At 39.9% G+C, this 26,685-nt stretch carries 19 protein-coding genes; all 19 read right to left on the bottom strand.

The annotated features are described in order from the left end of the window. The 19 genes from pglZ to ligA all read right to left on the bottom strand — a co-directional run bounded on the left by pglZ (position 1) and on the right by ligA (position 26,677). Positions 1-2,496, bottom strand: coding sequence for a BREX-1 system phosphatase PglZ type A (gene pglZ / locus LQ226_RS16650; RefSeq protein ID WP_231419117.1), 2,496 nt, complete (start codon positions 2,494-2,496; stop codon positions 1-3). A gap of 51 nt (positions 2,497-2,547) precedes the next feature. Continuing rightward, positions 2,548-6,039, bottom strand: coding sequence for a BREX-1 system adenine-specific DNA-methyltransferase PglX (gene pglX / locus LQ226_RS16645; RefSeq protein WP_231419116.1), 3,492 nt, complete (start codon positions 6,037-6,039; stop codon positions 2,548-2,550). A gap of 49 nt (positions 6,040-6,088) precedes the next feature. Continuing rightward, positions 6,089-9,655, bottom strand: a complete 3,567-nt coding sequence (gene brxC / locus LQ226_RS16640; protein WP_231419114.1) for a BREX system P-loop protein BrxC — start codon at positions 9,653-9,655, stop codon at positions 6,089-6,091. Between the two features lie 10 nt (positions 9,656-9,665). Then, on the bottom strand, positions 9,666-10,214 hold the full coding sequence (locus LQ226_RS16635) for a BREX protein BrxB domain-containing protein (RefSeq protein WP_231419113.1): 549 nt from the start codon (positions 10,212-10,214) through the stop codon (positions 9,666-9,668). Then, complete coding sequence (locus LQ226_RS16630) at positions 10,211-10,813, bottom strand: DUF1819 family protein (RefSeq protein WP_231419112.1); 603 nt, start codon at positions 10,811-10,813, stop codon at positions 10,211-10,213. Before LQ226_RS16630 ends, LQ226_RS16635 begins: the two co-directional genes overlap by 4 nt. Before the next feature lie 9 nt (positions 10,814-10,822). Beyond that, positions 10,823-11,083 carry a TIGR04540 family protein gene (locus LQ226_RS16625; protein ID WP_231419111.1) on the bottom strand — a complete coding sequence of 87 codons (261 nt, stop codon included), beginning with the start codon at positions 11,081-11,083 and terminating at the stop codon, positions 10,823-10,825. A gap of 257 nt (positions 11,084-11,340) precedes the next feature. Next, positions 11,341-11,829: a YehS family protein gene (locus LQ226_RS16620; protein ID WP_231419109.1), complete on the bottom strand. Its 489-nt coding sequence runs from the start codon at positions 11,827-11,829 to the stop codon at positions 11,341-11,343. A 71-nt stretch (positions 11,830-11,900) separates the two neighbouring features. Next, positions 11,901-13,274, bottom strand: a complete 1,374-nt coding sequence (gene rlmD / locus LQ226_RS16615; protein ID WP_231419107.1) for a 23S rRNA (uracil(1939)-C(5))-methyltransferase RlmD — start codon at positions 13,272-13,274, stop codon at positions 11,901-11,903. 142 nt (positions 13,275-13,416) lie between these two features. Further along, positions 13,417-14,319, bottom strand: a complete 903-nt coding sequence (locus LQ226_RS16610; protein WP_231419105.1) for a diacylglycerol kinase — start codon at positions 14,317-14,319, stop codon at positions 13,417-13,419. 153 nt (positions 14,320-14,472) lie between these two features. After that, positions 14,473-15,903, bottom strand: coding sequence for an Asp-tRNA(Asn)/Glu-tRNA(Gln) amidotransferase subunit GatB (gene gatB / locus LQ226_RS16605; protein WP_231419104.1), 1,431 nt, complete (start codon positions 15,901-15,903; stop codon positions 14,473-14,475). Continuing rightward, the gene (gatA, locus tag LQ226_RS16600; RefSeq protein ID WP_231419102.1) at positions 15,903-17,378 is read right to left on the bottom strand and encodes an Asp-tRNA(Asn)/Glu-tRNA(Gln) amidotransferase subunit GatA; all 1,476 of its coding nucleotides are present in this window, start codon (positions 17,376-17,378) and stop codon (positions 15,903-15,905) included. The genes gatB and gatA overlap by 1 nt, the downstream gene beginning before the upstream one ends. 11 nt (positions 17,379-17,389) lie before the next feature. Then, positions 17,390-17,680, bottom strand: coding sequence for an Asp-tRNA(Asn)/Glu-tRNA(Gln) amidotransferase subunit GatC (gene gatC / locus LQ226_RS16595; RefSeq protein ID WP_231419096.1), 291 nt, complete (start codon positions 17,678-17,680; stop codon positions 17,390-17,392). A 233-nt stretch (positions 17,681-17,913) separates the two neighbouring features. Further along, a complete protein-coding gene (gene putP, locus LQ226_RS16590; protein ID WP_231419095.1) occupies positions 17,914-19,458 on the bottom strand; it encodes a sodium/proline symporter PutP in 1,545 nt (514 codons plus the stop codon). A gap of 519 nt (positions 19,459-19,977) precedes the next feature. Next, complete coding sequence (locus LQ226_RS16585) at positions 19,978-21,117, bottom strand: bifunctional cystathionine gamma-lyase/homocysteine desulfhydrase (protein WP_231419093.1); 1,140 nt, start codon at positions 21,115-21,117, stop codon at positions 19,978-19,980. A gap of 4 nt (positions 21,118-21,121) precedes the next feature. After that, positions 21,122-22,036, bottom strand: a complete 915-nt coding sequence (locus LQ226_RS16580; protein WP_231419092.1) for a PLP-dependent cysteine synthase family protein — start codon at positions 22,034-22,036, stop codon at positions 21,122-21,124. A 12-nt stretch (positions 22,037-22,048) separates the two neighbouring features. Further along, the gene (locus LQ226_RS16575) at positions 22,049-22,516 is read right to left on the bottom strand and encodes an S-ribosylhomocysteine lyase (RefSeq protein WP_231419090.1); all 468 of its coding nucleotides are present in this window, start codon (positions 22,514-22,516) and stop codon (positions 22,049-22,051) included. Positions 22,517-22,544: 28 nt separating this feature from the next. Next, positions 22,545-23,186, bottom strand: coding sequence for a class I SAM-dependent DNA methyltransferase (locus LQ226_RS16570; RefSeq protein WP_231419089.1), 642 nt, complete (start codon positions 23,184-23,186; stop codon positions 22,545-22,547). Positions 23,187-23,488: 302 nt separating this feature from the next. Continuing rightward, entirely contained in the window at positions 23,489-24,655 is a 1,167-nt protein-coding gene (locus tag LQ226_RS16565) for a CamS family sex pheromone protein (protein WP_231419088.1), read from the bottom strand. A gap of 15 nt (positions 24,656-24,670) precedes the next feature. Continuing rightward, on the bottom strand, positions 24,671-26,677 hold the full coding sequence (gene ligA, locus LQ226_RS16560; RefSeq protein WP_231419087.1) for an NAD-dependent DNA ligase LigA: 2,007 nt from the start codon (positions 26,675-26,677) through the stop codon (positions 24,671-24,673). Positions 26,678-26,685 lie beyond the last annotated feature (8 nt).

The raw sequence follows: 26,685 nt of genomic DNA, 5'->3' as shown, positions 1-26,685 counted from the left end.
TTAATACAAGGCTTCATATAGGCGTAAAACAAACTCTTCTTCGAGATATGTTTCCTTACCCTTTTTAGTTACTGTATCAATTCTCAGTTTACATTTTTCACCTATCTTATAATGCTTTTCAATTAAGCTAAACTCTACTTGCCTATTACGCTCTTTATTTTCCCCCTTTAGATCAAACACAAGTTCAACTTCATTGGATATTCGCTCATTGCCCTGGTAAAAAGCTGCTCGCACTTTCCGAGACGTGTATTCATCTGTGATGCTTTGTTCCTGATAAAAAGAAACAGGCACCTGATAGTTCGCAATGACTTTATTAATCATAGCTACCGCAATATCCACTGATTGAGCCTTTTCAATGCGACGGTAATCAATCAAAGGAACAACAGCTTCTTGGGGTAAGGCCCCGCCATGGATAAATTGAAGGCCGCCACCAGTTTTAAAACGGTTGAGGCTCTTCGCAAGAACGACTTCAGAATTTTTTAAAGGGGTTTGGTTCTCAGTTAATTTAATTGCTCCTTCTGGAACTGACAAATCATGTCCAATTGCAAAACGTCGGCTACCATCTAATACATTTCCGTCAACAGCTGGGATTTTTCCGTGCTCCTCAATTTGCTTAAATTGGAACAGAAATCCATGATCCGCTGTTATAAAAATTCGCTTTGCTTGAAGACGGGACAAACGATCAACAGCAAATTGTAAATCTTGAATTGCTTGTTGAACAGCCCCGTAGGTTTCACGCTCTGATTTAGCTGAATCCCCTAATGCATCAATGTGATCGTGGTATAGGTAAATCAACCGCTTTCCTCTTAATAATTGCTCGGCTTCACTTGTTTTCATATCTAGTAGTTGTTTCAACTTAAAAACTTCTGTTTGTGATTCAACCGTTTGCAGGATTTTACGGCGGTTATCCATTCCTTTAGTCGATTGGCCATCTGCTAATACACCGTTTTTTTCATCGACCTCTAGCTGCCTATGGGGTAGTAATGACGCCATTCCTAATTGTGTGTAAGTTGGATAACTTGCTGCCATTGGTTGGATACTAGACCTACCATTTTCACGCTTCGTTAAAAGGTCATGAAGTTCATAACCAGCTTCATAACGCAAAGCATCTGAAATGATAACGAATACTCTTGTTTGTTCTTTATCCAATATTGGTTGAATCTTTTCAGAAAAGAATGTTCGCTGCGGCATTATTTTTGGTGCATACCCATCTTCCAGTTTGAAATTCATTTCTCCTGATAGACGACCTAAATATTCATTTTCATACCAATTTGTCAAGCGATTAGTAACCTCTTCTAACATCTCTTTCGAATCAAGGCGTGTGAAATGATTCATGAAATGACGATAGGCTTGATCAATTTCGTACAAAGATTCCGCATAACTTTCATAAAAATCATTTTCTTGATGAATTCTATGTACAACAGTCTTTAGAGTCTCCATTCGAATAGCTTCGAAAATGGTTTTATACAAAGCTCTTAATTTACCTTTTGAGCCCCAATGGGTCTGCAAGCGTTGCGCAATTAAATATAAGCGTTCCTCCCCCTGAATTGTTTGATGAAGTAGCTCGTCGATGCATTTTTCTATTATCAGAGCATCAACAGCAGGGAAGGTATCTGTTAGAGAAAAATTAGAGATATCCTGTGTACCTAGTTTCTCCCTCACATAAAATGCCTTCTCCCATTCCTTAATGTGTTTTTCAAGAATATCTGCATCACTCTGCTGAAGCCACTCTTCAATGAAAAGCGCACAAACGTTAGGGGAAGAAGAAGTCCAACGATTTTCCCACTCTTCCACAATAAAACTTGCCTTTTGTTTAAAGTGTTGATAAATGAGTATATTTATCAGCTCTTTGAAAGGTTGATTTATATGATTTAAAGAAACACCAAAATAGCGACCAACAATCTCCAATGTGCGATCTAAGGAGAAGTTACGCTTAATCGACTTCACGAACTCATTATCTTCCAACTGTAAATCAGACGAGAGAATTTGACGTGAAATAACTCTGACGTCAGAAACCGAAGTTTTTGTTATAACGGCCATCATACTAATCTCAAACTGAGTTTCACTCGCTTGCTCAGGTAGTACTTTATGAAGTTTTCTTTTACGCTCTTTGCTATTGAAGAATGATGGATACTTTTCCATCATTGGACGTAAAACCTGATCAGATACGTGTAATGTTTCTGATAGCATAGCTGTTTCATCTGCTTTAAATTCTGTGCTGTAAGACAATATATCCAACATCAAATTATCTTTATCGTTGGGTCTTGGTACATCAGAATAGATTAAATAGGAGTCTGTGACTCTTTGAAGTTCAATCTCCACCTTTAGTTTAAAGAAGTTTTGAGCTGTCAAATACCTAACCTCAACACCCATTAATTGTTGGCGTAGTTCATCAATACTCACTTGAGCCTGCGGGTCATACCAAAACACTATTGCTCGACCTTTAGTTTCCTTTTCTTGTTGTATTTTTTCTTGTAGTTTTTCAATTACATTCACGTCTTCCACCTCTATATGTAAACAAAAAGAGGAGAAAATCCCCTCTTTTTGTTACTTAATCTTTGCTAGTACTTTATCAAATTTGGCGTAGTTCACTTTAACACCATCGTCTAAATCAATATCCATTTGTTCATTCGCATAAGTAGCTAAATGCTTATCAAACTCTTGTAGTTCTTCAATCTTTTTCTGAAATGATGTCTTAGATTTTTCTAAGTTGCGACGATCAGTCGTAGTTAAGCTTGGATTAGCCAAACGAGTATCAATCATATCTATTTCATTTTGATATTTCGATTGAATTTCCTGTAAGTGTTCAAAACGAATTGTTGCCATCGTATCTGGCTGATATCGATGCATATAAATAAGTGTTCGTAACCCTTTTTGTTTCCCTGAATCAACTAACCAATAAATTGGACGCTTCTGGTACATCTTACAATGATCCTTAAAGAATTCGTCTAAGAAATAACGTCGTAATCGCTCCTCTGGTGACTCATTATTTTTAATTTTTAGCGATTCAGCTAACCACCTCATATTTTCAACTACATTATCTGTGCTAAATGCTACTGATAAAAACTCTCTTAAACGTACTATAATATCATTGTCAAAATAATGTTCATCAGTGAACTGAATTAATCCATAAGTAGTTGGTTGAAATTTCTTGTATTTTGATACATCAAATTTACCACCTGCAAAAGAAACACCTTCATAATCTAACGAATAACGTCCTACAACACATCCTATAAAATATGATAAAAATGACTTTGCTTCAGCTTCTCTTTCTGCCACTGAGAAAGGCAAATCCTTAGTTTCTACTTCAGGTTGCATTTCACCTTGAAGTTGATACAGGTTAATAAAAATATGATTTAACTTTTCTTCATTTTCTTTTAATTTATAGAGATTTTTATATGTTTTAGCTTTCCAATCATTAAAAGCCTTATCAATGGCACAGCTTTCATCAAAATAGTTTATTAGTGGGTTACGAACGAAATCCCAAGATAACTCACTTCTATCCCAGTCATCTTTCGCAATATTTACATTTTCTCTACTTAATTCATTGATTTTCTGTTTTACATCTTCATTAACTTCTACAATAGGTATTCTTTTCAAATCCCCAACTTGTGTTGATAATGTTGGATTTAGTGTATCTATATATCTAGGTGTTAAAGAAGAATTTAATAATGCTAGTACATAATAAATATCTTCATAAGCAGGAAATCCACTAGACCCTTTCACATCAAACACAAAACCGTAATCACAATACCTAGCCGCAAATTTTCTCCCTGATATATCTGACCAAGTTATACTTTTCCGAAAATAATATTGCCTCGAAGGTAAATGATTACCCTGATTTTCAAGTAGCTTATAATGTTTTTTATCAAACTTTAATACAAACTCATTATTTCCATACCATTTTCTTTGTTTCCCTCCTTTATTGTATGGTACATACTTAGATTCCGTAGAGTGAAATTCACTAATATTCTCTTTTTGGAATCCAATTTCTTCATAATTCACTTCAGCCCAGAACCTAACAAATTTTTCATTATCCCCTGTAGTTATACCGGCTCTAGGATTTCCAATATCTTCAAAGGAACCGTATTCTAAAAAGGTCTTTTTCATGTTTTCACTCATCCAATATGATAACGGAAATCCTTTAACTTTTTTAAAATCTTCATTTACATATCTATTATAATGATTATTATCATTGTGCAAGTTTAATTGCTTTAAATCTCCCTTATAATCCACAAGTCTTACAAATTCCCCTCTATATCGCTTAATGTAAGTTTTTCTTAACACAAACATAGTAGTTTGAACAATTTCCCCATTTATTTCCGGAAAAGATCCCGTACCTAAATGAACTAATGATAGGAAGTGTGTGTTTTCCAACAGTTTTTTCCTCAGTTTTTTATAATCATCAGTAAACATAAAAGAATGTTGAGTTACTAGGGACGACATACCGTTTAACTTAGTGAATGTATTACACCTTTCAATAAAACAAGCGTATAAATCTGATTTTGACTCCGGGTAATACTTATTAACAAACTCTTTTAAATTTTTATTCATTGCCTTTCTACTACCCATATAAGGTGGATTTGTAATTGATACATCATACTTATTACCTACCACACTACATAAAGTAAGAATGTCCTCAAATTCCCTTAGTTGTTCAAATAATATATAATTTTCAAGTGTGACTTCACTTTCATAAGCCTTATTTATTAAATATAAATAATGTTTATAATCAAGATTAGTTGGAACAATTAATGAACCATAATTTTTCGCATCATAGAAGGAATTATAAATGTGACGTAAATCTCTTTCTTCTTGATTATTACATCCTAAGAAGTGAATAATCTCATTAATATCTAATGAGTTAGTTTCAAGTATTTCATATATATTTAATTGAGGATTCTGCTTAAATATGCGCCTTGATTTTTCTCTAGCTTTCATAATTAATGCAAAAGAGGATAATTGTACTGCGCGATAATCAATATCTATACCATATAAGTTATTTTCTAATATTAGTTTAGGGATTTCAGTGCGTAGATAGCCAGACTCTTCATACATTTTATAAAACAGATCAAATGCATATACAAGTAAGTGCCCAGAACCACAACAAGGATCGATTAATGTAATTTCTTCAATATTGATATTAGAATATCTAATTGTATTTAGTACCTTTTGTACATCTTTTTCTTGAGTTGATTGCTCAATATAGTAATTCATGTTTTCTTTTAGTTCAGAATCAGGGTTTGATTCTAACCATAATTGACCAAGTGAATTTTCGACCATATACTGACCAATCCATTTTGGAGTAAAGAGTTGTGTTGCTGCTGGTATTTCATTTTTCCCTATTTTCTTTTTCTTATTTAGATTACTAAAAACTTTATTTTTGGGTTCTGATATATAAAATTGGTAAACCCAACCAATAACCTCTACTTCTTTAAAACTTTCCGCCAATTCTTGGTTCTTCACTAACTCTATAATAATTGATTCACTGTCTAATAAAAATTCCGGTAATAACAATTCAGTGTAGTCATTTATTTCTTCAAATAAAAAAGGGAAGGACAAATGTAATGCATTACATTGTGCTATAAAAAGTTTACGAAAAGCTTGATTATTATACCCTTTTTGTATCCATTCATTTATTTTTTGATGATCTACGTTTAAATTCATAGTTTCATATTGATGTAGAATATCAGGTTCATTTTTCCCGGTACTACTAGATAATACATTGACTCTATCGGGTAAGTAATTATTCACCTCCATATAACGAATTGCAATAATTCGGTTAAACCAAGTATATGCTACTTCTTCAATTAACTGGTTATAACCAACAGCACTTAAGCGCTGTTGTAACAGATGAAAAGCATGTTTCATTTCTGATGGATATGGCTTACCGTTTACAAATATTTGCCCATAATTTTCTTCAAGCTTCAATTCTTGAATATCTTCTTGAATGCCATATTGTCCTGCTTTCAATGAAACTTTATTTATCAAATCACGTCTTGCTTCTACAGCAAATTTTTTCAATTCAACTTTATTCATTTTTTCACCTCTGTATGTAGAGGGGCGGACTATTAAACTGCCCCTTATTTTATGATTTAATAAAATAGTGTGTTTGTAATTCTTTTATTAAATTCCTTTTCAATGATTCAATTGCCCTTTCCAAATCTTCTTCAGAATTAATAGTATCAACTTGGCTAAAGAAAGAATTGTATAATTCCTGCTCGGTAATAACCTTTGGTTCTCTCTTAACAGTGTCTGATTCCTCTCTTAATTCTTTAATCATCTGCCGTACTTTGACTTTTATTGAATCAATGAGCTCGCTTAACTGTTGTTGATTAATACGCGCACTAGAAATACGTTCGCTTTCTTTTATTTTTTCATAAAGATAACTAGCTTGGTTAGTTCTTGATCGAAGGTATTCCGTAATAGGTTCATATTCGGAGTATTGCTCATGTAAGACTGCTAGTTCATTCAGAGATTTATCAGATTGTACAAGAACTGCCCGCTTTTGTTTATTCGTTTCTTCTTTAATAAGGTTCTTCAAATTAGCCTTTAACTTTGGTAATTGAATGATATCTTTAGTTGGTTCTTCTTGTAACAAAATTTGTTTCATCTGTTGTACGATTTCATCAAGCTTATCATTATGAATGACTTCTATTTCCTGATCATGTTCCATTAAAGTTTTAACTGCTTCATCAAACTTGACGATAGGATTCCCTTCATAAAAACCTTGAAGCTTCTCTAAAATGTCATACCACTCTTCAATATCATCTTCGTACTGTATAAACGTGCGACAAAATTGCTCTGGATCTCGGTTAGCTAATAACTTTTGTGTTCCATTAACGACTGTTCTTATATCACTTTCGCCAGGATACGGGTATTCACTAAAAGCACTTTGCTGGTGTCTTCTTTCCCGAACCTTTTCAATAGGTTGAACAAATTCTTCTTCAACTTTCTCTCTTATTATTTCGTTATAAGTATCATACGTGTCATATGATTGAGTAATTGAGAAGAAATCACGAACCAATGCAATTAATTCTTGTTTCACTTGCTTATCCATTTCTACAATCGGCATAACCACAATTCGATCACGTTCAGATACTTTCTCTAGTCGGTCATAGAACTGATTAGAGTTCGGTGTAAAAGGTTCTCCAGCATAAGTGAATCGTACTTTCCCAGCATTAATTAACCCCATCAAAACACCAATGGTATCCTGTTCTTCCCAGCCATAAGGAATTGTTTTATATTTTTGCACAACCTGCTTTAGGGTCCTTTGGTCATGGGATCGTTCAAGTTCTTCAACAAAATGTTTTATCTCATCCATAGCATTCTTATTTAAATCGCTGAATAAACGTTGCTGGCCTAAATCTTCAGCTACTTTCTCCCATTCTTTCTTGCTGTTTTTAAAAGAAATGGGCTCTTCTATATAATGGAACTTTGTAAATGTGTTACGGATCAACATATCCATAGCTTGATTTACTTTACTTTCGAATTTCCCACTGAGATCACGACGTTGTCCCTGAATATAAAATCCAGCATTTTCACATGCTTTACCTAACAATTCTTCAGCTTTTTGTGCGAATTCATCCACTTCAGCAAGCTTAGATTCATAAATACGCCTTTGTTGCTGAGAAGTTGTACTTGACTGCTTACGGCGTACATAGCTATCGACTTGTTGAATGTATGCAAGAGATCCCTCTGCTTCCGCAACGAGGTCTTTGTCTAAAAGAATAATTAAATGTCCAGAGTTTGCCTGTAAAGCCGCTTCTGAATCGGTCATTCCCTCAGAAAATACTTGCATGGTCAATTCGTGATTCATCTGTCCTTTTAAATAGTTGTCAAACCGCTTATTAAAATCAAAATGCTTAGTATGTTTGTTATACTTGTATTCATACTTCGGTTGACGATACATGACATTAAAAAAGAGATTACCTAATCGTTCTTTTACAGCAGAACCATTATAGTCTTCAACGCGTATTTCACGATTAATTTCTTGTTCTTCGTCTGACAAGAATGAGTATGAACCATCTGCATGCTGCTCAATGAACATGACATTTTGTAGTCGATTTAGTGATTCCTTTATTTTGTATTCTAATGGTTGGCGTTCATCGTACACCGTTTCTATCATAAGTGTGGCAATATTGCTTGGTGTAGATTTAATTTCATCGATCCCTTTGATTAGGTAGAGAACTTCCAACACTTTTACGTCGTATTCTTCTAACCCTTCGTGGTTTCGGGCACGGTCATGCGCTCTTGCAATTGTACCCGTGATCGATGATTCCAAATAATCACGAATAGAAGGATAAAATTCTGCCATGGTAACCATATTATCTACATTTTCTTCAGCATTTAACTGAGCCGCTTCCTGGAAAGCTTTAAGTAAGGAACGTTCACCGCGGGAGGTGTGCTGTCCACCTTCACCCAGGTTACGGATTTTGGTGAAGACTAGCTGGAGTAACTCAATTTGATAAGGAACAAATGGATAAAAGGAAACGAATTCTTCGATATTCCGGTACCCGGAACGCAATTGAGTATTATTTGTATCAAAAGCCAGACGATTATGAATCAGTTTTCCTTCTTGGTCATGAATAGTCTTTAGTGTATCTGCACCAACTGGTTCTTTCTCCAGAAGACGCTTTTTGATTACTTCATCTGTATTCGCACTGGACAAGTTAATTTTTGTCTCAAAGCGTCCTTGGATTTTAGAAAAGTCTTTCGTACTATCGAGATCAGAAACCGTGGATTCTAGTTTTTCCTGTGATGTCACAATTACCCATGCCTGCCCTTGGCATAAATCACCTAGTTTTTCTGTAATTGTTTGTAGATTAAGCATTAAGCTTGTGTTGTTTCCGATATACTGCCCGATTTCATCCGCAAGGAAAACAATACGATAATCTGGCCCCTGACTCTTACAATAATCTGCAACGAGCTCAGCAACTCGTTGAGCATCAATAGCAAACCATTCTCTATTCATATCAAAGAATGTTTCCGCCGTATCTTGGTCATAACCTACTGTTTCAAGAGCTTTTATAACTTTTCTTTTACGTAATAAAATCTTCAAACGGAGTTCTTCCCAAGACTTATCGTTTTGATCATAGATTGTTTGTTTGAATTCTTCGTATTTCCCATCACTATCTAGTTGGCGTTCCATCTCAGCAACCCATAAGGTATCTGAATATCCTAAATGATTATTAAACACTCTCAAAAACACTTCAATAATACGCTCTTTTTCTGAATCCTTAGAAGAAGATGTAGAACGTGAATCAATATTAAATAATAATGCATCCGACTTTTTCTCAGATACTTGCTGCATCATGTTTAAAAGATTCTGGTTTTCGGTCTTATTTTCAAAATAATCAGCAGGTGTTTTACCTGCAATTGTCTGATTATGTAATAAGTAAGATAGTATCTTTAAGAAATGTGATTTACCAGATCCAAAGAAACCTGAAATCCATACCCCCACTTTTGTTGATGGTTGATTATAGACAGCTAAATAATTCTTATAAAATCTCTCAAGATAATGCTCACTTTCTTCGGTCAGGACGTATTCATCCAATTCCGTTTCCACTACATCCTCTTCTACTTGTTCAGCCTGAACGACGTTATTAATTGGACGAAATATATCTTTTTCAAATATATCTTTAATCTGCATCATTTTCCCCTCCTCATGAAATTCGAGATAGTTGATAGTCATCTTCATAATCCAGAATACTGAATAACTTCAACCTTAATCCTGTAAATTCCCCTGGATAAAAAAGTACGATAGGCTTTTTGTACCCTTTACTTGAAATAGCTTTTAATAATTGGCTCGATCGAAGAAAAGGATGTGCTGTACCAACGCCAGTAATGAAAATCAACTCTGCTTTTTCTGTCATATCTTTGAATTGCTGAATCATTGTATTACCCTCGTTAAGAATTGGCTCGATTACATCATTTAACCCAGCTAGACCTTCCTCTTCAGCCACTTCATACAATTCTTCCATTTCATCCTCTTCAAAAAAGGAGAGTAAAAATTCAAATAAGTTCACTTCTTTAATATTCACTTTGGTACGTTTCAACATGTTTTTTAAATAGACACGTACTTGCAACTCATCTTGCGGGGGGTAATCCAGCACAAAATGAGGAATATCACTTCCAATGCCTTTAGGATTGGTAAAACCTTCCTGGTTGACCCTTTTTTCCATCTGCTCTAAACGTTCATAAGTCGATTTCATGATTTATTCACCTTCTCTAGGACTGTAAAAGAGTATAATAAAGGTTCATTCTTCTCAGAATACGTTCTTAAGGATTGAGTCATATGTATCGGATGTATTGAATATTTTGTTTGATCCACTTTTTCAATCATGTTGGCTTCTTTAAAGAACAAGTTTAATGACCTAATAAGACGCTTAACCGTTTCAGCTCTCCAGTTACGAACTTTTTCGTCTCTGTTAGCCTTTTCTTCAAAGAAATAATGAAAGTCATTAGCATACAACGACTCTTGAAGTTCATATTTATAGACGATTCTTTCCCAATAAAACTCTAAAGGGACGCGATATACCTGTAAAAAAGAATACAATGTCAAAGCTCTCCGGTCGTAATCTACTGCATTTAGAAAATGTTGCTGTAATTCATCACCTAAGACTGCTGCTCGTCTATAAACCATGTTAAATCTATTCTTTATACTGACTGGGCTTCGCAACTGGAATAGATTCTTCTCAGTTACTTCATCTAATATTTCAATCTTTGTTTTATTTTGCTTCATGAGTTCAATAACGATATACATCTCATGTTCTGACCATTTTTCTTTCGTAAAACCGGCCGAATATTGCATATTTTTCACCTACATTCTCTTTCCATCACATTTATCACGGTTGGAGAGAATTTTGTTTACGACTTCTAATCTTCGTTTACCGCATTGTTGCTTTAAGACTGTTGTAAAGTCCCCATTCTTTAAAAACTTAGTATCATTGTTGTTATAAAGAGTCTTTACTAGCCCCATCATTTGGTCTTCTTCAATCTCGTTATCCCAATATCGATCGATCACATGATTTATTGATGAAGCTAAGTCTCTTTGTGTTTTATGGAAGAGTTTAATCCCCACTCAATCCACCTCATTCGTCTTACTTTTTTTATACTTAGTTCTTATTTTATATATAGCCCTATCGTATTACAATAGATGTAAAAATAATTTGTTCATTACTAATATACTGTTTTCTCTTTTTTTATCCAAAACTTCCTCCCCTCTTAACTATCCACCGATAAAGAACGAAGGAAATCTCAAGTATTGGGAAAGTATAGCTACAGCGTTACAATTCAGAGCATAGAGGGATAATAATAAGTTAATCTAAATCATTTCATTTATCCCCTATACCTAACCGTAAGTCCCTTCAAAAAGCTCCGCGCAAACTTATCCCCACAATCCTTATAATGCTTATGCCCCTTCTTTCTTAATAAAGCACTCAGCTGCCCCTTTGTCACAGGAACTCCTGCTTTATCAAAGATATCAAGCATATCTTCACTCGTCAGCTTAAGAGCAATCTTCAACTTCTTTAACATAACATTGTTGATCCACTCATCCCCTGAAAGCGCTGGGCGCTCCGGTTGGCCTGGTTTCGGTTCTTGCTTGCCTCTTTTATAAATAATCAATCCATTTAAGAAGCGCTCTACCGTTTCATCATCGACCGTCTCTTCCGCTTCCTCCAGGTCACTATCATTTGGTTTAGTAAGCATTTCACCTACTTCTTCTTTTGTTACCGACATGTCACCGAGTTTAAAGATCTCGACCATTTCGTCATTCTTTAAGTCGAGCGCATATCGCAATCGGATTAATCGATCATTGTTTATCATTGTAAAGACCACCTTCATTTATAAAACAAATCCCGAGAATGGACAAACTCTCGGGACTCTTGTCTTTTGTATTATTTTCTTTTCAACCAAGCTACATTCTCAATATGACCGGTCTGTGGGAACATGTCCACTGGCTGTACTTCCTGGGTCTCAAATCCACCGTCTTCTAGAATGCGAAGGTCGCGGGCTAGTGTTGATGGGCTGCAAGATACATAAACGATTTTCTCTGGCTGCATCTCAATCATCGCCTTCAATAGCTCTTCATCGCAGCCTTTACGCGGTGGATCGACCACGATCACATCAGGATCAAGGCCCTGGCTCTTCCACCACGGGAATACTTTCTCGGCTTCACCTACGAAGAACTCAGCATTGTTCATCCCGTTCAGTTTTGCGTTTTTCTTCGCGTCCGTCACAGCTGGGGCAACGATTTCTACTCCGTATACCTTCTTCGCTTGTTGAGCTAGGAAGAGGGAAATCGTACCGATACCACTGTAGGCGTCGATGACCGTTTCATGGCCTTTTAGGTCCGCATAGGCTAGAGCCTGGTCATATAATTTCTTCGTCTGAACCGGGTTGACCTGGTAGAACGATTTTGGTGAAATCTTGAACTCGATATCGCCAATACGATCGACGATGTAGTCGTCTCCGTATAAGACAGTCGTTTTGTCGCCTAAAATGACGTTTGTTTTCTTCGAGTTGACGTTGTGGACAATTGATTTCACATTCGGATACGTCTCACGGATCTCTTCGACAATTTGTTCAGCGTATGGCAACTGCTTCGTACGAGTCACCATCACAACCATCACATCACCTGTTGTCTGGCCGGTGCGGACCATAATGTGACGCAGGACGCCGCGGTGCTTTTCTTCATTATACGCTTCAACGCCGTACTTCTCCGCAATGCGGCGGACAGCTTCGACCATCCGGTTATTGTGCTCGTCTTGAATCATGCATGTATCCATTTCAATGATTTCGTGGCTACGTTTACGGTAGAAACCGGCTTTCAGGCGCTCGCCGTCTTGTCCGACAGGGATCTGCACTTTGTTGCGGTAGTACCACGGATCTTCCATCCCGATCGTTGGGTGGACGGGGACGTCGCTTAAGTGCGCGATCTTATGCATGGCGTCTTTGACTTGCTTTTGTTTCATATCAAGCTGCAGCTGGTAGCTCATATGCTGAAGCTGACAGCCTCCGCACTGCACATAAACGGGACAAGGCGGGTCGACGCGGTCCTGGCTTGCTTCTGTTACGTCTAGTAGTTTACCGAATCCGAAGTTCTTCTTTACTTTAATCACTTTTACTTTTCCTGTTTCACCTGGTAGAGCATAAGGGACGAAGAGCGGGTAGCCGTCGATCTTGCCGACGCCATTTCCTTCGTGCGTTAAGTCCTCGAATGTCACTTCGATGGTGTCATTCTTCTGTACCGGTGGTGCTGGCTTAGACATTCACATCTTCCTTTGCCGTTCAGATTGCTGAATGGAATCAGCTTAATGTTCATTAGTTTTACCATTTCCGAAAGGAATCAAACAGAATAACAAACGACTCTGAATCTTGCCATTGTGACAAAATCCGAGCCGTTCCTTTTCCTTATTCCTCGTCCCATCGATCTCTTGGGAGAAAGAATTCCAAGTGGCGATATAAATTGACAAATTCCCCGGGCAATAATCCGCCATATTCCCCGTCAATATTTAACTGCATCTTCTCGTTCGTATGAACTTTAATGCGGTTTGCTTTTGTATAGATCACGTTCGGGTCACTGATGTGATTCCCTTTCATCGCAAGTGAAGCGAGACGAATCAGTTCAGCCAGATTGACGCGCTTAATGATCAGCAAATCAAACATGCCATCATCCATCTCCGCATCTGGTGCTAGCTTCTCTAATCCACCAACTGAATTCGTGTTCGACACGAGAAATACCATCACTTCGCCTTCGAAGTACTTCCCATCATATTCGATCTCAACAGACGTTGGACGAATGGAAGGGATCATTTCAACGCCCTTCAGATAATAAGCGAGTTGCCCCAGCATCGTTTTTAATTTACTTGGAACCTCATACGTCAGTTCCGTTAGTTTACCGCCACCTGCGATATTCATAAAGTACTGGTCGTTCACCCGGCCAATATCCAGCTCTTTTGAGAATCCATCCAGAATCACATCAACTGCTTTTTTTACATTACGCGGAACACAAAGCGCTCGCGCAAAGTCGTTCGTCGTTCCGACTGGAATAATCCCGACTTTCGGGCGGTGTTCATGTTCAGCGAGACCATTAATGACTTCATTAATCGTCCCATCTCCACCTGCTGCAACCACCACATCAAACTTACGCTCTACGGCGATTTTGGCTGCATTGGTTGCATCTCCAGCGCACGTCGTTGCGTGTGTCGACGTTTCATAACCTGCTTGCTCAAAGCGTTGCATGATATCAGGGAGCTCTTTTCTTACAGCTTCCCTGCCTGACGTGGGATTGTATATAATTCGAGCACGTTTCATAGGTCCTTCCCCCATCCAAGCCTGTTTTTCCTTACATCATCATAAACCTTTTTCATTCATTTGAAAAGTTTTTCCTATTAGGCTTATTTTCCTTTTTACAACCCACACAAAAGCACGCTGTAGCAGCGTGCTTTCATGCGATGTTTATCTTTTTTAGCGCTTATCCATTTCTTCAACGATAATCTTGTTCACCATTGGTGGATTCGCTTGTCCTTTAGTCGCTTTCATCGTTTGACCAACAAGGAAGCCTAGCGCACGGTCTTTTCCGTTCTTATAGTCTTCAATTGATTGCTGATTCTGATCAAGTATGCCTGTGATGATCTCACGTAGCTGTCCTTCGTCAGAAATCTGACCCATGCCTTGGTCTTTCACGTATTGTCCTGGCTCTGTTCCATTTTCTACAGTTTCAGCGAATACTTTCTTCGCGATCTTAGAAGAAATGGTGCCATCTTCAATTAGCTTAATGACCTTAGCAAGATTAGCAGGTGTTAACGCAACGTCTGATAGTTCTTTCTGTTGCTTGTTCAAGTAAGCTGATACTTCACCCATCATCCAGTTTGATGCTTGTTTCACATCTGCCCCAGCATCAATTGTTTCTTGGAAGAAGTCAGATAGCTCTTTATTGTTTGTAAGAACCATTGCGTCGTACTCAGGTAAGCCAAGTTCATTAATGTAACGAGCTTTACGAGCATCTGGAAGCTCTGGAATCTCAGCACGGACGCGCTCTTTCCAGTCTTCGCTCACGTAAAGAGGTACAAGGTCTGGCTCTGGGAAGTAACGGTAGTCATCCGAACCTTCTTTGACACGCATCAGGATCGTTTCTTTCGTCGCTTCATCGAAACGGCGCGTTTCTTGAAGGATCTCGCCACCTGATTCAAGTACTTTCTGCTGACGCTTTTCTTCAAACTCTAGTCCTTTTTGAACAAAGGAGAAGGAGTTTAAGTTCTTAAGCTCAGTTTTCGTACCGAATTCTTCCTGACCAATTGGACGGATCGAAATGTTCGCATCGGCACGAAGAGAACCTTCTTCCATCTTACAATCAGATACGCCAGTGTATTGAATGATGTTCTTCAGTTTCTCAAGGTATTTATAAGCTTCTTCAGGAGAAGCGATGTCTGGCTCAGAAACGATCTCAACAAGCGGTGTACCCTGACGGTTGTAGTCGACTAGGGAATAGCCGTCGTCACTGTGCGTTAATTTACCAGCATCTTCTTCGATATGAAGACGCGTAATTCCGATACGCTTTGTCTTGCCGTCTACTTCGATGTCGATATACCCATTCTCACCGATCGGCTGATCAAATTGAGAGATTTGATACGCTTTCGGGTTGTCCGGGTAGAAGTAGTTCTTCCGGTCAAACTTTGTATGAGTAGCGATGTCGCAATTTAATGCCATCGCAGCTTTCATTGCGTAATTGACAACCTCTTCGTTTAGGACAGGCAGAACACCTGGGTACCCTAAGTCGATTGGGTTCACGTTTGTATTCGGCTGGTCACCGAACATGTTCGGGCTCGGGCTAAAGATTTTAGAAGCTGTCTTTAGCTCAACGTGTACTTCAATACCAATAACTGTTTCAAAGTTCATTACTTCGCACCTCCCAGGCTTGGCTTTTGTGTATGGAAATCAGTCGCCTGTTCGTAAGCATGTGCTGCACGGTAAACCGTTGCTTCATCGAAGTGCTTACCAATAATCTGAAGACCAATTGGAAGTCCATCTTTAGAGAACCCACATGGTACAGAGATTCCTGGAACACCTGCAAGGTTTACAGGGATCGTTAGGATATCGTTCGCATACATCGTTAGTGGATCTTCTGTCTTCTCGCCTACTTTAAAGGCTGGTGTTGGCGTTGTTGGTCCAATGATGACATCGTAATCCGCTAGTACATCGTCAAAGTCTTTCTTGATGAGCGTACGAGCTTGTTGTGCTTTCTTATAATATGCATCGTAGTAACCAGAGCTTAGCGCAAATGTACCAAGCATAATACGACGCTTCACTTCGTCACCAAAGCCTTCACTACGGGATAGTTTGAACATATCAAGCATATTCTCAGCATTTGGAGAACGACGACCATAACGAACACCATCGAAGCGTGCAAGGTTAGCAGATGCTTCAGATGAAGCTAGTAGATAATACGTAGAAAGAGCATATTTAGAGTGAGGTAGTGTAACTTCCTCCCACGTCGCGCCCATATCTTCGTATACTTTTAGAGCTTTTTGAACGGCCTCTTTTACTTCCTCAGAAACACCTTCAGCAAGGTATTCTTTCGGTACACCGATCTTAAGGCCTTTTACATCACCTGTAAGAGCTTCTGTGTATTTTGGTACTTCAATGTCTGCAGAAGTAGAGTCCATCTGATCAAGGCCTGCAATCGTCTCTAGAATGTACGCATTATCCTCAACCGTACGAGTTAATGGACCAATTTGATCTAGAGAAGATGCGAAAGCAATTAGACCGAAACGAGACACACGGCCATACGTCGGTTTAAGACCTACAACACCACAATACGCTGCTGGTTGGCGGATGGAACCACCTGTGTCAGAGCCTAATGAGAACGGCACTTCACCTGCTGCGACCGCTGCTGCAGAACCACCACTAGAACCACCTGGTACATAGTCTGTATTCCAAGGGTTACGGGTTGCATAGTAGCTTGAGTTTTCATTGGAAGAACCCATTGCGAACTCGTCCATGTTTAACTTACCAACGTTAATCGCTTCAGCGGCATCAAGCTTTTGCACAACGGTTGCGTCATATAATGGATCTGTTAGGTTATCTAAAATTTGGCTGGCAGCTGTAGTACGAAGCCCTTTCGTTACGATGTTATCCTTTACACCAATTGGCATACCGAATAATAGGCCGCGTCCTTCTGGCGTACCTCTTAATTCATCTAATTCTTTCGCACGAGCACGAGCAGTTTCTTCATTTAACGTAATGAAGGCTTTCACGTCTCCGTCTACTTCGCTGATGCGATTATATGCTTCATCCAGAAGATCATTTACGCTGATCTCTTTCTTATGTAGCATTTCTTGAAGATCTGATAATTTATAATCAAAAAGAGACATTCGTCACCCTCCTATTCCAAAATAGATGGTACACGGATTTGACCATCTTGCGTTTCTGGCGCATTCTTAAGCGCTTCTTCTTGTGTAATCCACTTCTTCGGCTCGTCCTTACGCATTACATTCTTAAGGTCCTGAACGTGTGTCGTAGGCTCGACCCCTTCTGTATCCAACTCGTTTAATTGCTCCGCAAACGAAATAATATCATCCAACTGTTTCGTGAAACGCTCCGCTTCCTCTTCAGAAACGTGTAAACGCGCTAAATGAGCCACGTGTTTCACTTGCTCTTTACTAATTCTAGACATCCTTTAACCTCCATTCGTATCGAACATCACATAATAATGATAATACCAAAAACTAAGGGATATAATCAATCTTCCTGCTAAGAAAAGCAACCAGAAAAGCGCAGGCGGGGTGAGAATGAGGAAGTCCGACGTAGACCCCACACTATCTGGCGACAAAATGTTTATCCCTATACTATAACGGAAAGAGCTATAAAAAGAGCCCCTTCTTAAAAGAAGAGGCTCTCATCAAACAATTAGCTATTTGCTTTATCAAATTCAGCTTGAATTTCTTTAGATGGTCCGCCACCTGCTGCGCTAAAGATAATAGCAACAACTGTACAAAGGATAAATCCTGGTACAATTTCGTAAAGACCGAAGATATTTGTCCAGTCTTTACCTTCAACAGGGTTTAACCAATCTCCCCAAACAACGACTGTAGCAGCACCTACAAGGATACCAGCTACCGCACCGTTACGAGAAAGACCTTTCCAGAACAGGCTTAGGAGAATGATTGGACCAAATGCGGCACCAAATCCTGCCCAAGCGTAACTTACAAGCTCAAGTACAGAGCTTTGTGCACCGTATGCTAGAGCAATCGCTAATAGGGCGATCACGGCTACTGAAATACGACCAACCCATACAAGTTCACGCTCAGAAGCGTTCTTGCGTAAGATTGCTTTGTAGAAGTCCTCTGCTACTGCTGATGAAGACACAAGCAGCTGAGAGTCAATGGTACTCATAATCGCAGACAAGATCGCTGCTAGTAAGATACCTGCAATAATAGGGTGGAACAAGATCTGTGAGAACGCAATGAAGATCTTCTCAGCTTCAGTTGAGTCCGGGATCATGCTTAATCCATCTTGTTGAACGATTTTAACACCTAAGTCAGCAAGCTCTCCTGCTGTACCGCCATTGGCTACATAAGCGATACCTACAAGACCTGTGAAGATTGCGCCGTAAAGACCAAGAATCATCCAAGTCATACCGATGAAACGAGCTTTTGGCACGTCTTTAGGAGAACGTAACGCCATAAAACGAGTTAAGATGTGCGGCTGTCCGAAGTAACCAAGTCCCCAGGCAAGGGATGAGATAACACTTAAGACTCCAACACCTTTAACCATATCAAGACGCGTTGCATCAATCTCACTTACCATGGTTACAACTTCATTCCATCCACCAAGTTCGCTGATTGCAACGATTGGTACAGCAAGTAAAGCAACAAACATCAGAATTCCCTGGAAGAAGTCTGTCCAACTTACCGCAAGGAAACCACCTAAGAAGGTATACGAGATAATAACAATCGCACCAATCCAAAGGGCTTGGTTATACCCCATGTCAAAGGATGCAGCAAATAATTTAGCTCCACCTACCATACCTGAGGATGTGTAGAAGGTGAAGAAGAATAAGATTACAAGTGCGGAGATCACACGTAAAATATGTGATGTATCATGGAAGCGATTTTCTAAGAAGTCCGGTACTGTAATGGAATCGTTCGCAACTTCTGTGTAGACACGAAGGCGACGTGCAACAAACTGCCAGTTTAAATAAGCACCAATGGCTAGTCCAATCCCAATCCATGCAGCAGATAGACCTGAAGCATAAACAGCACCTGGTAAACCAAGCAATAGCCAACCACTCATATCAGAAGCCCCTGCACTTAACGCAGCAACACCTGGTCCTAAGCGTCGACCACCTAACACATAATCGGATAGGTCATTTGTCATTCTTGATGCAATAACACCAATTAAAAGCATTCCTAATAAATAAACGATAAACGTAATTAACGTAGCTATATTCATTAAGTTCTATTCTCTCCTTCCAGTAAATAAAGTAATGGTTGATAGGATAATTAATAACGGCATGGGAATAAAGAGCCACATCCATGTTGCAGTTGTTAACATTCGACGCCCCCTCCTTTTCAATGCATTTTATATACAATACCATACATTTTTCTTATAATTCTGACAAGTAATGTATGGTAAGCATAAAGAATTCGCAATTGATATACAACAAGTACTATAACATAAAGAAATTATCAGAACATTGTGATTAATAAGTTCTTCGTATTATTTTGTATTATTATACATCATTTTGTTGCATATGTAATAATATAAATAGAATTGCCTATATGTATTCATCATAATTTATAAAATTAAATCTAGAACTTTTGTCATTTTTATCTTTTTTTAGAAAAAAATCCTAATAGCGACATTTGTATTTCTTACAGCTATTTTAATTACCCTTTCTCATGAGAAATAAAACATCTTTTTTTAAATTATAAAAGAAGCCCAGATCAATCTCTGAGCTTCTTATTCTAGTTATTCACCTTTCAATGCCTGCACAAAATCCTCTTTTAAATCTTCTATATCTTCAAGTCCAATAGATACCCGAACAAGTCCGTCCGTAATTCCTAATTCAGCCCTGCGCTCACTCGGAATAGAAGCGTGAGTCATTTTTGCCGGAACAGAGATCAAGCTCTCTACAGCGCCTAAACTTTCTGCTAGTGTAAAGTACTTTAAGTTCTGTAACAGCTTCTCCGCATTCTCATCACTTCCGACATCAAAGGAAATCATGCCGCCTGCTCCTCTAGCCTGGAGGGCATGGATGTCGTGCCCAGTATGGTCTTTTAAACCAGGGTAATAGATCGTTGTCACTTCCGGGTGTTCTTGAAGGAACGATACAAACGCGTGGGTATTCGATTCGATTTCTTCCATACGAATGCCTAACGTTTTAATTCCTCTCATTAGTAACCAGGAATCTTGCGGTCCTAATACCGCGCCTGCTGAGTTCTGTACGTAATGCAATTCCTCTGCTAGCTGTTCGGAGTTCACGACAACAAGGCCTGCTACCACATCACTATGGCCACCCAGATACTTTGTTGCGCTATGAAGCACAATGTCCGCACCCTTCTCAATTGGGTTCTGCCAATAAGGAGTACTGAATGTATTATCAACGATAAAAGTAAACCCTTTTTCTTTCGTGAGACGAGATACTGCTTCAAGATCTGTAATCTTAAGCAAAGGGTTCGTTGGCGTTTCTACATACACCGCCTTCGTATTTGGACGAATGGCCTCTTCAATCTGATCAACATCAGAAGTATCTACAAATGTCACATCAAGGTTAAAACGACTAAGCACACCAGAAAGAAGGCGATAAGTTCCTCCGTACACATCATCCGTTATGATAAGGTGGTCTCCACTCTTATACATCATAAGAATAGACGTAATAGCAGCCATTCCAGACCCAAATGCAAATCCGGCATGCCCACCTTCTAAGTCTTTAATCAGCTCTTCTAGTGCATGTCGCGTTGGATTTCCTGTTCTCGAGTACTCGTATCCTTTGTGTTTCCCGACGCCGTCTTGTTTGTACGTACTTACCTGATAGATCGGAACAGAAACGGCCCCTGTTTGGTCATCACCTGTAATACCACCATGTATTAGTTGTGTTTTCCTTCTCATATGCTCACTCCTCATAAATTCCTTGGCTTAAATAACGTTCACTGCTGTCTGGAAATACCGTTACAATATGCGTGCCTGGCTTCGCTTGCTCCGCTTCTTTCATTGCCGCTACAAAAGCCGCCCCAGAAGAACTCGCCACGAGCAATCCTTCTTTCTCCGCTAGCACCTTCACCGCGCGGAAAGCATCAAGATCAGAAATCGTATGGATGCTGTCAAAGTAGTCCGTGTCCATATACCTTGGCAGAAACTCCATTCCAATTCCTTCTGTACGATGGGACCCCGCTTCTCCCCCGTTTAGAATAGAACCTTCTGGCTCCACGATCGCGGTTTTAATAGAAGGATTCTGCTCTTTCAAAAAACGTGCCGTTCCCATAAATGTTCCGCCAGTACCGCCACCTGCTACGAATACATCTACTTTGCCATCAAGAGAATCATAGATTTCAGGACCCAGCGTTTCATAATAGGTTTCTGGATTTGCTTCATTATCAAACTGTTGCGGACAAAAGGCATTTAACTCTTGAGCCAGTTCTTGCGCCTTTTCAATCGCGCCTTTCATGCCATCTTCCGTTGGAGTATTAATAATTTCTGCCCCTAACGCCTTCATAAGAGTCTGCTTTTCCATACTAAATTTCTGCGGGACAACGAACATCACTCGAAACCCTCGACCTATAGCGGCGAGAGCTAATCCTATTCCTGTATTACCAGCTGTAGGTTCAATAATGGTGCCTCCCGGCTTTAATTCACCTGACATTAGAGCATGATCGAGCAATTTCTGACCGAGCCGATCTTTAATGCTCCCCCCTGGATTGAAATACTCTAACTTTGCAAAGAGGCGCACACCCTCAGGAACTCCTACATTTCGGAGTTCCATAAGAGGGGTGTGACCAATGAGTTGTTGAATGCTTGTAACGTACTGCATATTGTTCGCTCCTTATTGTTGTTCAGCGAAAACCTCTGTCCATTCATCTCGTTTTTCTAGCAGTTCCTGAGCCAGCTGCTTCGCTCCTTCTAGGCTGTGACTAGCAGCAAATCCACACTGCACTTCGTTACAAGCCGGCACTTCAGTAGCTTCTAGGATATCTTTTAATGCATTTTCAATAACTGTTAGAACATTTTCGTAACTTCCGTCATTTAATACGGCAATATAGAAACCAGTCTGGCATCCCATTGGACCAATATCTAAGATATGATCATGGTGGTTACGACTGAACTCAGCCAGCATGTGCTCTAACGAATGGAGAGCAGGCATGTTCATATGGTCTTTGTTCGGTTGCTTAACGCGAAGATCGTATTTGTATACCTTATCTCCCTTTGGTCCTTCTGTAATTCCAACTAAGCGTACATATGGTGCTTTGACTTTTGTGTGATCTAAGTTAAAACTTTCTACGTTCATTGGCATGGATAAACCTCTCCCTTTTTTATTGAATTTATTTTTTCTCTGCTACCATTACCCAAACATATTTATTCTTCTGCTCAAACAGTACTTCAAAGTCATATTTCTTACAGATTCTTTGCAGTGTCGGAATGTCCGTATAATACTCAGCGGACAGATCATCAGCGAGATTGTTATAGTGCGATGCAATAGCTGTTTCAATGGCTCTCCTTTTTGAAGCTTGCGTTTCGAAAACCGTATCAGCGAAAACAATCCGCGCCCCTTTCTTTAATAAATGGCTGTACTTACTAATCGCCATTTCCTTTTCCTCATCTGTGAGGTGGTGAAATGCGTAACTGCTAACAATAGAGTCGACCTGAACCTCAGGTTTTGGGAACTCAATAAAGTCTCCGTCATACACCTTTGCATCTGGTACTTTAATCTGTGCAATCTTCAACATCTCCGAAGACGGCTCTATTCCAATTACAGAATGCCCCCGGTTAATCAACTTCTTCGTTAAATTGCCAGTGCCGACGCCAAATTCCATAACATTTGGACCCTTTGTATGATCAACGACAGCGTCCAGGATCCCATCGTAATCTGCAAATACTTCTTTATATTCAACGTCCTCCCCAGACACGGTCTGATCATAAGACGCAGCCCAACCATCAAACAAATCAATAAACTCTCTTCCCATACCCTTCACCTCATTGGGGTAAATTTATACAATCCTTATAAGTTTACTCGGTTTTAATCTTATAAAAAATTCTAACATATTCTAAAAGAAAAAGTAAATAGGCATGCGCCTATATTCAAAAGCGCAAGCGTCCGGGTAGCAACGTATAGACTGAACCGTCGTGAGATAAAGGAATCACTGCAACAGAGTAAAGCGTGCCAGACACTCTATGTATCTGCACAGTACTAAAGGGTGTCAGACACCCAGCGGTCCTCTACAGCATAAAAGAAAAGGACAGCGCTTTAGGCGGTGTCCTTTTCTTGTTATTTGTCGTAGATGTGGACGAAGGGTTTGTCTTCGCCTTGTTTTCGGACGATGAGACTTTCCTGTCCTTCATGTGATTCGATTTTCACTTCAATTCCGAAGTAGTTCGGGAAGTTCTCCATAATGAGAGAATAGACGTATTGGGTGAGTGAGACAATTTCGGCTTTTCCTTTAAATTCAATCGGGATCGTGACTTCCATATTGACCAGTTCCCCGTTCTTATAGAAGCCTTTCCCTACTACTCCGATATAGTTCGGGAAGTAGTTGGCGACATCGTTTTGGAAATCCACCATGTCCTCGTATTCTTTCTTGTAGTTTTGCTCCGCTTCATCAGAAGGGAATAAAACGTATTTCTCATCCACCGTCTCCCATTTACTAATCTTCATGTCACTTCCTTCAACTGTCGTTTTCGCCACGAAGTTTCCTGGCACCACAGATGACTTCGCCTCTTGCTGATAAATTGTAATCATAATCGGTACATCTTGAAGGTCTTCCATTTTCCGAAGACGTTCTAACACCTTCTGAGCCATCTTCTTCCCTTGGGTAAGCAACTCATCTCGTGGGATTTCCTCATAATAAGATGCGCCCCACTTCTCTACCTGAAATTCATACTGAGATTTCATCGCAAGTCCGATTGAGATCCCTTTTAGGTCGACCACATTCTCTTCCGTCTTCTTAAAGAAATCTTGTTCTAAGATATGAGACAAGTAGACAGGATTATCGCGATACTGCTCTTCAGATGCGCCCAATTTAAGGGAAGGGTTTAAGCCGTTCGGCGTTCCATTTTTCCCGTCTGAGTTCTCTTTTCTGTCGAGCCAGTCATCTAATATATCCGTGGTTAAGTACTGACCATCCTGAAAGAAGTATTCACCAGGATCATACACTGCTTTCGAATGACGTCTTAGTCCGGTTTCCATCTCTTCAATATCTAATCGATTATCGATTTGACGTACGATAATTCCCCTGGCCTTACTAGGTACATACTCGTCTTCACGCACAAGAGGAAGATAGTACTCATCAGATATACTATACTTCGGCACAATCGCTTTTTCCCTCTGACTGTTCTCCTGCGTTTCCTGCATTAATTTCTCTTCCTGTTTATCATAGGTCGGAGCGCACCCTGCCATTAAAATGACAAGGCTCAATATCCATGCGATCCGTTTCATCCGTCTCCACTCTCCCTATTCCTGTAACGCAGATTGGAAGCGAGCTTCATCCCAGATATCAACACCTAGCTTCTCTGCTTTCTCATACTTCGATCCAGCGTCCTCACCAGCTATGAGCATATCCGTATTCTTGCTCACACTTCCTGTCACTTTACCACCTAATGCTTCAACGTGGGCTTTCACGTCATTTCGGCTGTAATTCTCCATCTTACCAGTAATAACAATGGTTTTCCCCGAAAATGGAGAATCCAAAGCGTCGTCACTTTTCTTACGACCTTTATACTCCATATTCAAACCGAGCTCTTTCAATTCATCAATTAACTCGATAACCGGTTCTTTTTCAAAGTAACGCACAACGGAATCGGCCATCTTCTCCCCGATATCTTGAATCGCAACCAGTTCCTCATACGTCGCTTCACGTAAACGGTCCATCGTTTCAAACTCTTCGGCTAGCATCTGGGCACCTTTCGATCCGACAAAACGAATACCAAGACCAAATAGCAAACGCTCTAATGAGTTCTCTTTCGAAACGGAAATGGATGAAAGAAGGTTATCTGCAGACTTCTCCCCCATTCGCTCAAGCTGTAAAAGTTCATCTTTATCAAGCTTATACAAATCAGCAATGGTATGAACAAGATTCTCACGGAACAATTGGGCAATTACTTTCTCACCAAGCCCGTCAATGTTCATCGCATTGCGGGATACAAAGTGAATCAGTCCCTCACGGAGCTGCGCCGGGCAGTTTGGATTGATGCAGCGCAAGGCTACCTCTTCCTCCAGACGTTCTAAATCACTCCCGCATTCCGGACATACGTCAGGCATAGAGAACGGTTCTTCTTCCCCGGTACGCTGTTCTGTAATGACACGCACCACTTCCGGGATAATGTCCCCCGCTTTTTTAATAACGACGGTGTCCCCAATTCGAATATCTTTCTCACGAATTAAGTCTTCATTATGAAGAGACGCGCGCCCTACCGTTGTGCCCGCTACCTGGACAGGGTCTAAAATAGCGGTAGGTGTGACGGCACCTGTACGACCGACACTTAACTCGATATCCGTAAGCTTTGTAATGGCTTCTTCTGCTGGGAATTTAAAAGCAGTTGCCCAGCGCGGGCTCTTTGCAGTAAACCCTAGCGTTTCCTGTTGCTCAAGGTTGTCTACCTTAATGACAATCCCATCAATTTCATAATTTAAGTTCGGACGTTCCTCTGTCCACTTATGAACATAGTCGATCACTTCATCAATATCGTTACACTTTTTCCATTCTGGATTTGTTTTAAATCCAAGAGACTTCATATACTCGAGGCGCTCACTGTGGGATTCAAGCTCGCCTGCTTCCCACTGGCCAACGCCATATAAAAATATATCTAAATTCCGCTTCGCTGCAATCTTTGGATCAAGCTGGCGAAGAGAACCTGCAGCCGCATTACGCGGGTTTGCAAATGGCTCTTCTCCGTTCGCTTCACGAGCTTCATTCATCGCTAAGAAAGAACGGTGTGGCATAAACGCTTCACCGCGCACCTCGATCGGCTCCTGCTGCTCAATACGAAGAGGTATGCTTTTAATGGTCTTTAAGTTCTGGGTAATATCTTCACCCGTTGTCCCGTCACCTCGCGTGGCACCACGAACAAGTAAACCATCTTCATATTTTAAGGAAATCGCCAGTCCATCAATTTTCAGTTCGCAAACGTAACTGACGTCTTCTCCGTCGACTCCTTCACGCACGCGGCGATCAAAGTCACGGAGTTCCTGATCGTCAAAGGCATTCCCCAGGCTGAGCATCGGAATTTCGTGCTGAACCTTTTGGAAAGCATCAAGAGGCTTGCCGCCTACCCGCTGAGAAGGAGAATCAGGGGTGACCAGATCGGGATGTTCTTCTTCTAAATCAATGAGCTCACGTGTTAACTTATCATATTCATGGTCCGAAACAGAGGGCTGATCAAGTGTATGATACTCATAATTGTATTGCTCTAACTGACGTCGCAGTTCATCAATTCTCTTCTTCGCTTCTTCTTTATTCATACGTTCAC

Origin of the sequence: Pontibacillus sp. HN14 (assembly GCF_021129245.1) — a bacterium.
Taxonomy (GTDB): domain Bacteria; phylum Bacillota; class Bacilli; order Bacillales; family BH030062; genus Pontibacillus.
The sequence above is the reverse complement of the archived record's forward strand: the minus strand, read 5'-3'. Positions and strand labels throughout refer to the sequence as shown.

Coding starts and splice junctions, on each gene's coding strand:
- pglX (WP_231419116.1), bottom strand. CDS start 6,039: ATGAATAAAGTTGAATTGAAAAAATTTGCTGTAGAAGCAAGACGTGAT.
- brxC (WP_231419114.1), bottom strand. CDS start 9,655: ATGATGCAGATTAAAGATATATTTGAAAAAGATATATTTCGTCCAATT.
- LQ226_RS16635 (WP_231419113.1), bottom strand. CDS start 10,214: ATGAAATCGACTTATGAACGTTTAGAGCAGATGGAAAAAAGGGTCAAC.
- LQ226_RS16630 (WP_231419112.1), bottom strand. CDS start 10,813: ATGCAATATTCGGCCGGTTTTACGAAAGAAAAATGGTCAGAACATGAG.
- LQ226_RS16620 (WP_231419109.1), bottom strand. CDS start 11,829: ATGATAAACAATGATCGATTAATCCGATTGCGATATGCGCTCGACTTA.
- rlmD (WP_231419107.1), bottom strand. CDS start 13,274: ATGTCTAAGCCAGCACCACCGGTACAGAAGAATGACACCATCGAAGTG.
- LQ226_RS16610 (WP_231419105.1), bottom strand. CDS start 14,319: ATGAAACGTGCTCGAATTATATACAATCCCACGTCAGGCAGGGAAGCT.
- gatB (WP_231419104.1), bottom strand. CDS start 15,903: ATGAACTTTGAAACAGTTATTGGTATTGAAGTACACGTTGAGCTAAAG.
- gatA (WP_231419102.1), bottom strand. CDS start 17,378: ATGTCTCTTTTTGATTATAAATTATCAGATCTTCAAGAAATGCTACAT.
- gatC (WP_231419096.1), bottom strand. CDS start 17,680: ATGTCTAGAATTAGTAAAGAGCAAGTGAAACACGTGGCTCATTTAGCG.
- putP (WP_231419095.1), bottom strand. CDS start 19,458: ATGAATATAGCTACGTTAATTACGTTTATCGTTTATTTATTAGGAATG.
- LQ226_RS16585 (WP_231419093.1), bottom strand. CDS start 21,117: ATGAGAAGGAAAACACAACTAATACATGGTGGTATTACAGGTGATGAC.
- LQ226_RS16580 (WP_231419092.1), bottom strand. CDS start 22,036: ATGCAGTACGTTACAAGCATTCAACAACTCATTGGTCACACCCCTCTT.
- LQ226_RS16575 (WP_231419090.1), bottom strand. CDS start 22,516: ATGCCAATGAACGTAGAAAGTTTTAACTTAGATCACACAAAAGTCAAA.
- LQ226_RS16570 (WP_231419089.1), bottom strand. CDS start 23,186: ATGGGAAGAGAGTTTATTGATTTGTTTGATGGTTGGGCTGCGTCTTAT.
- LQ226_RS16565 (WP_231419088.1), bottom strand. CDS start 24,655: ATGAAACGGATCGCATGGATATTGAGCCTTGTCATTTTAATGGCAGGG.
- ligA (WP_231419087.1), bottom strand. CDS start 26,677: ATGAATAAAGAAGAAGCGAAGAAGAGAATTGATGAACTGCGACGTCAG.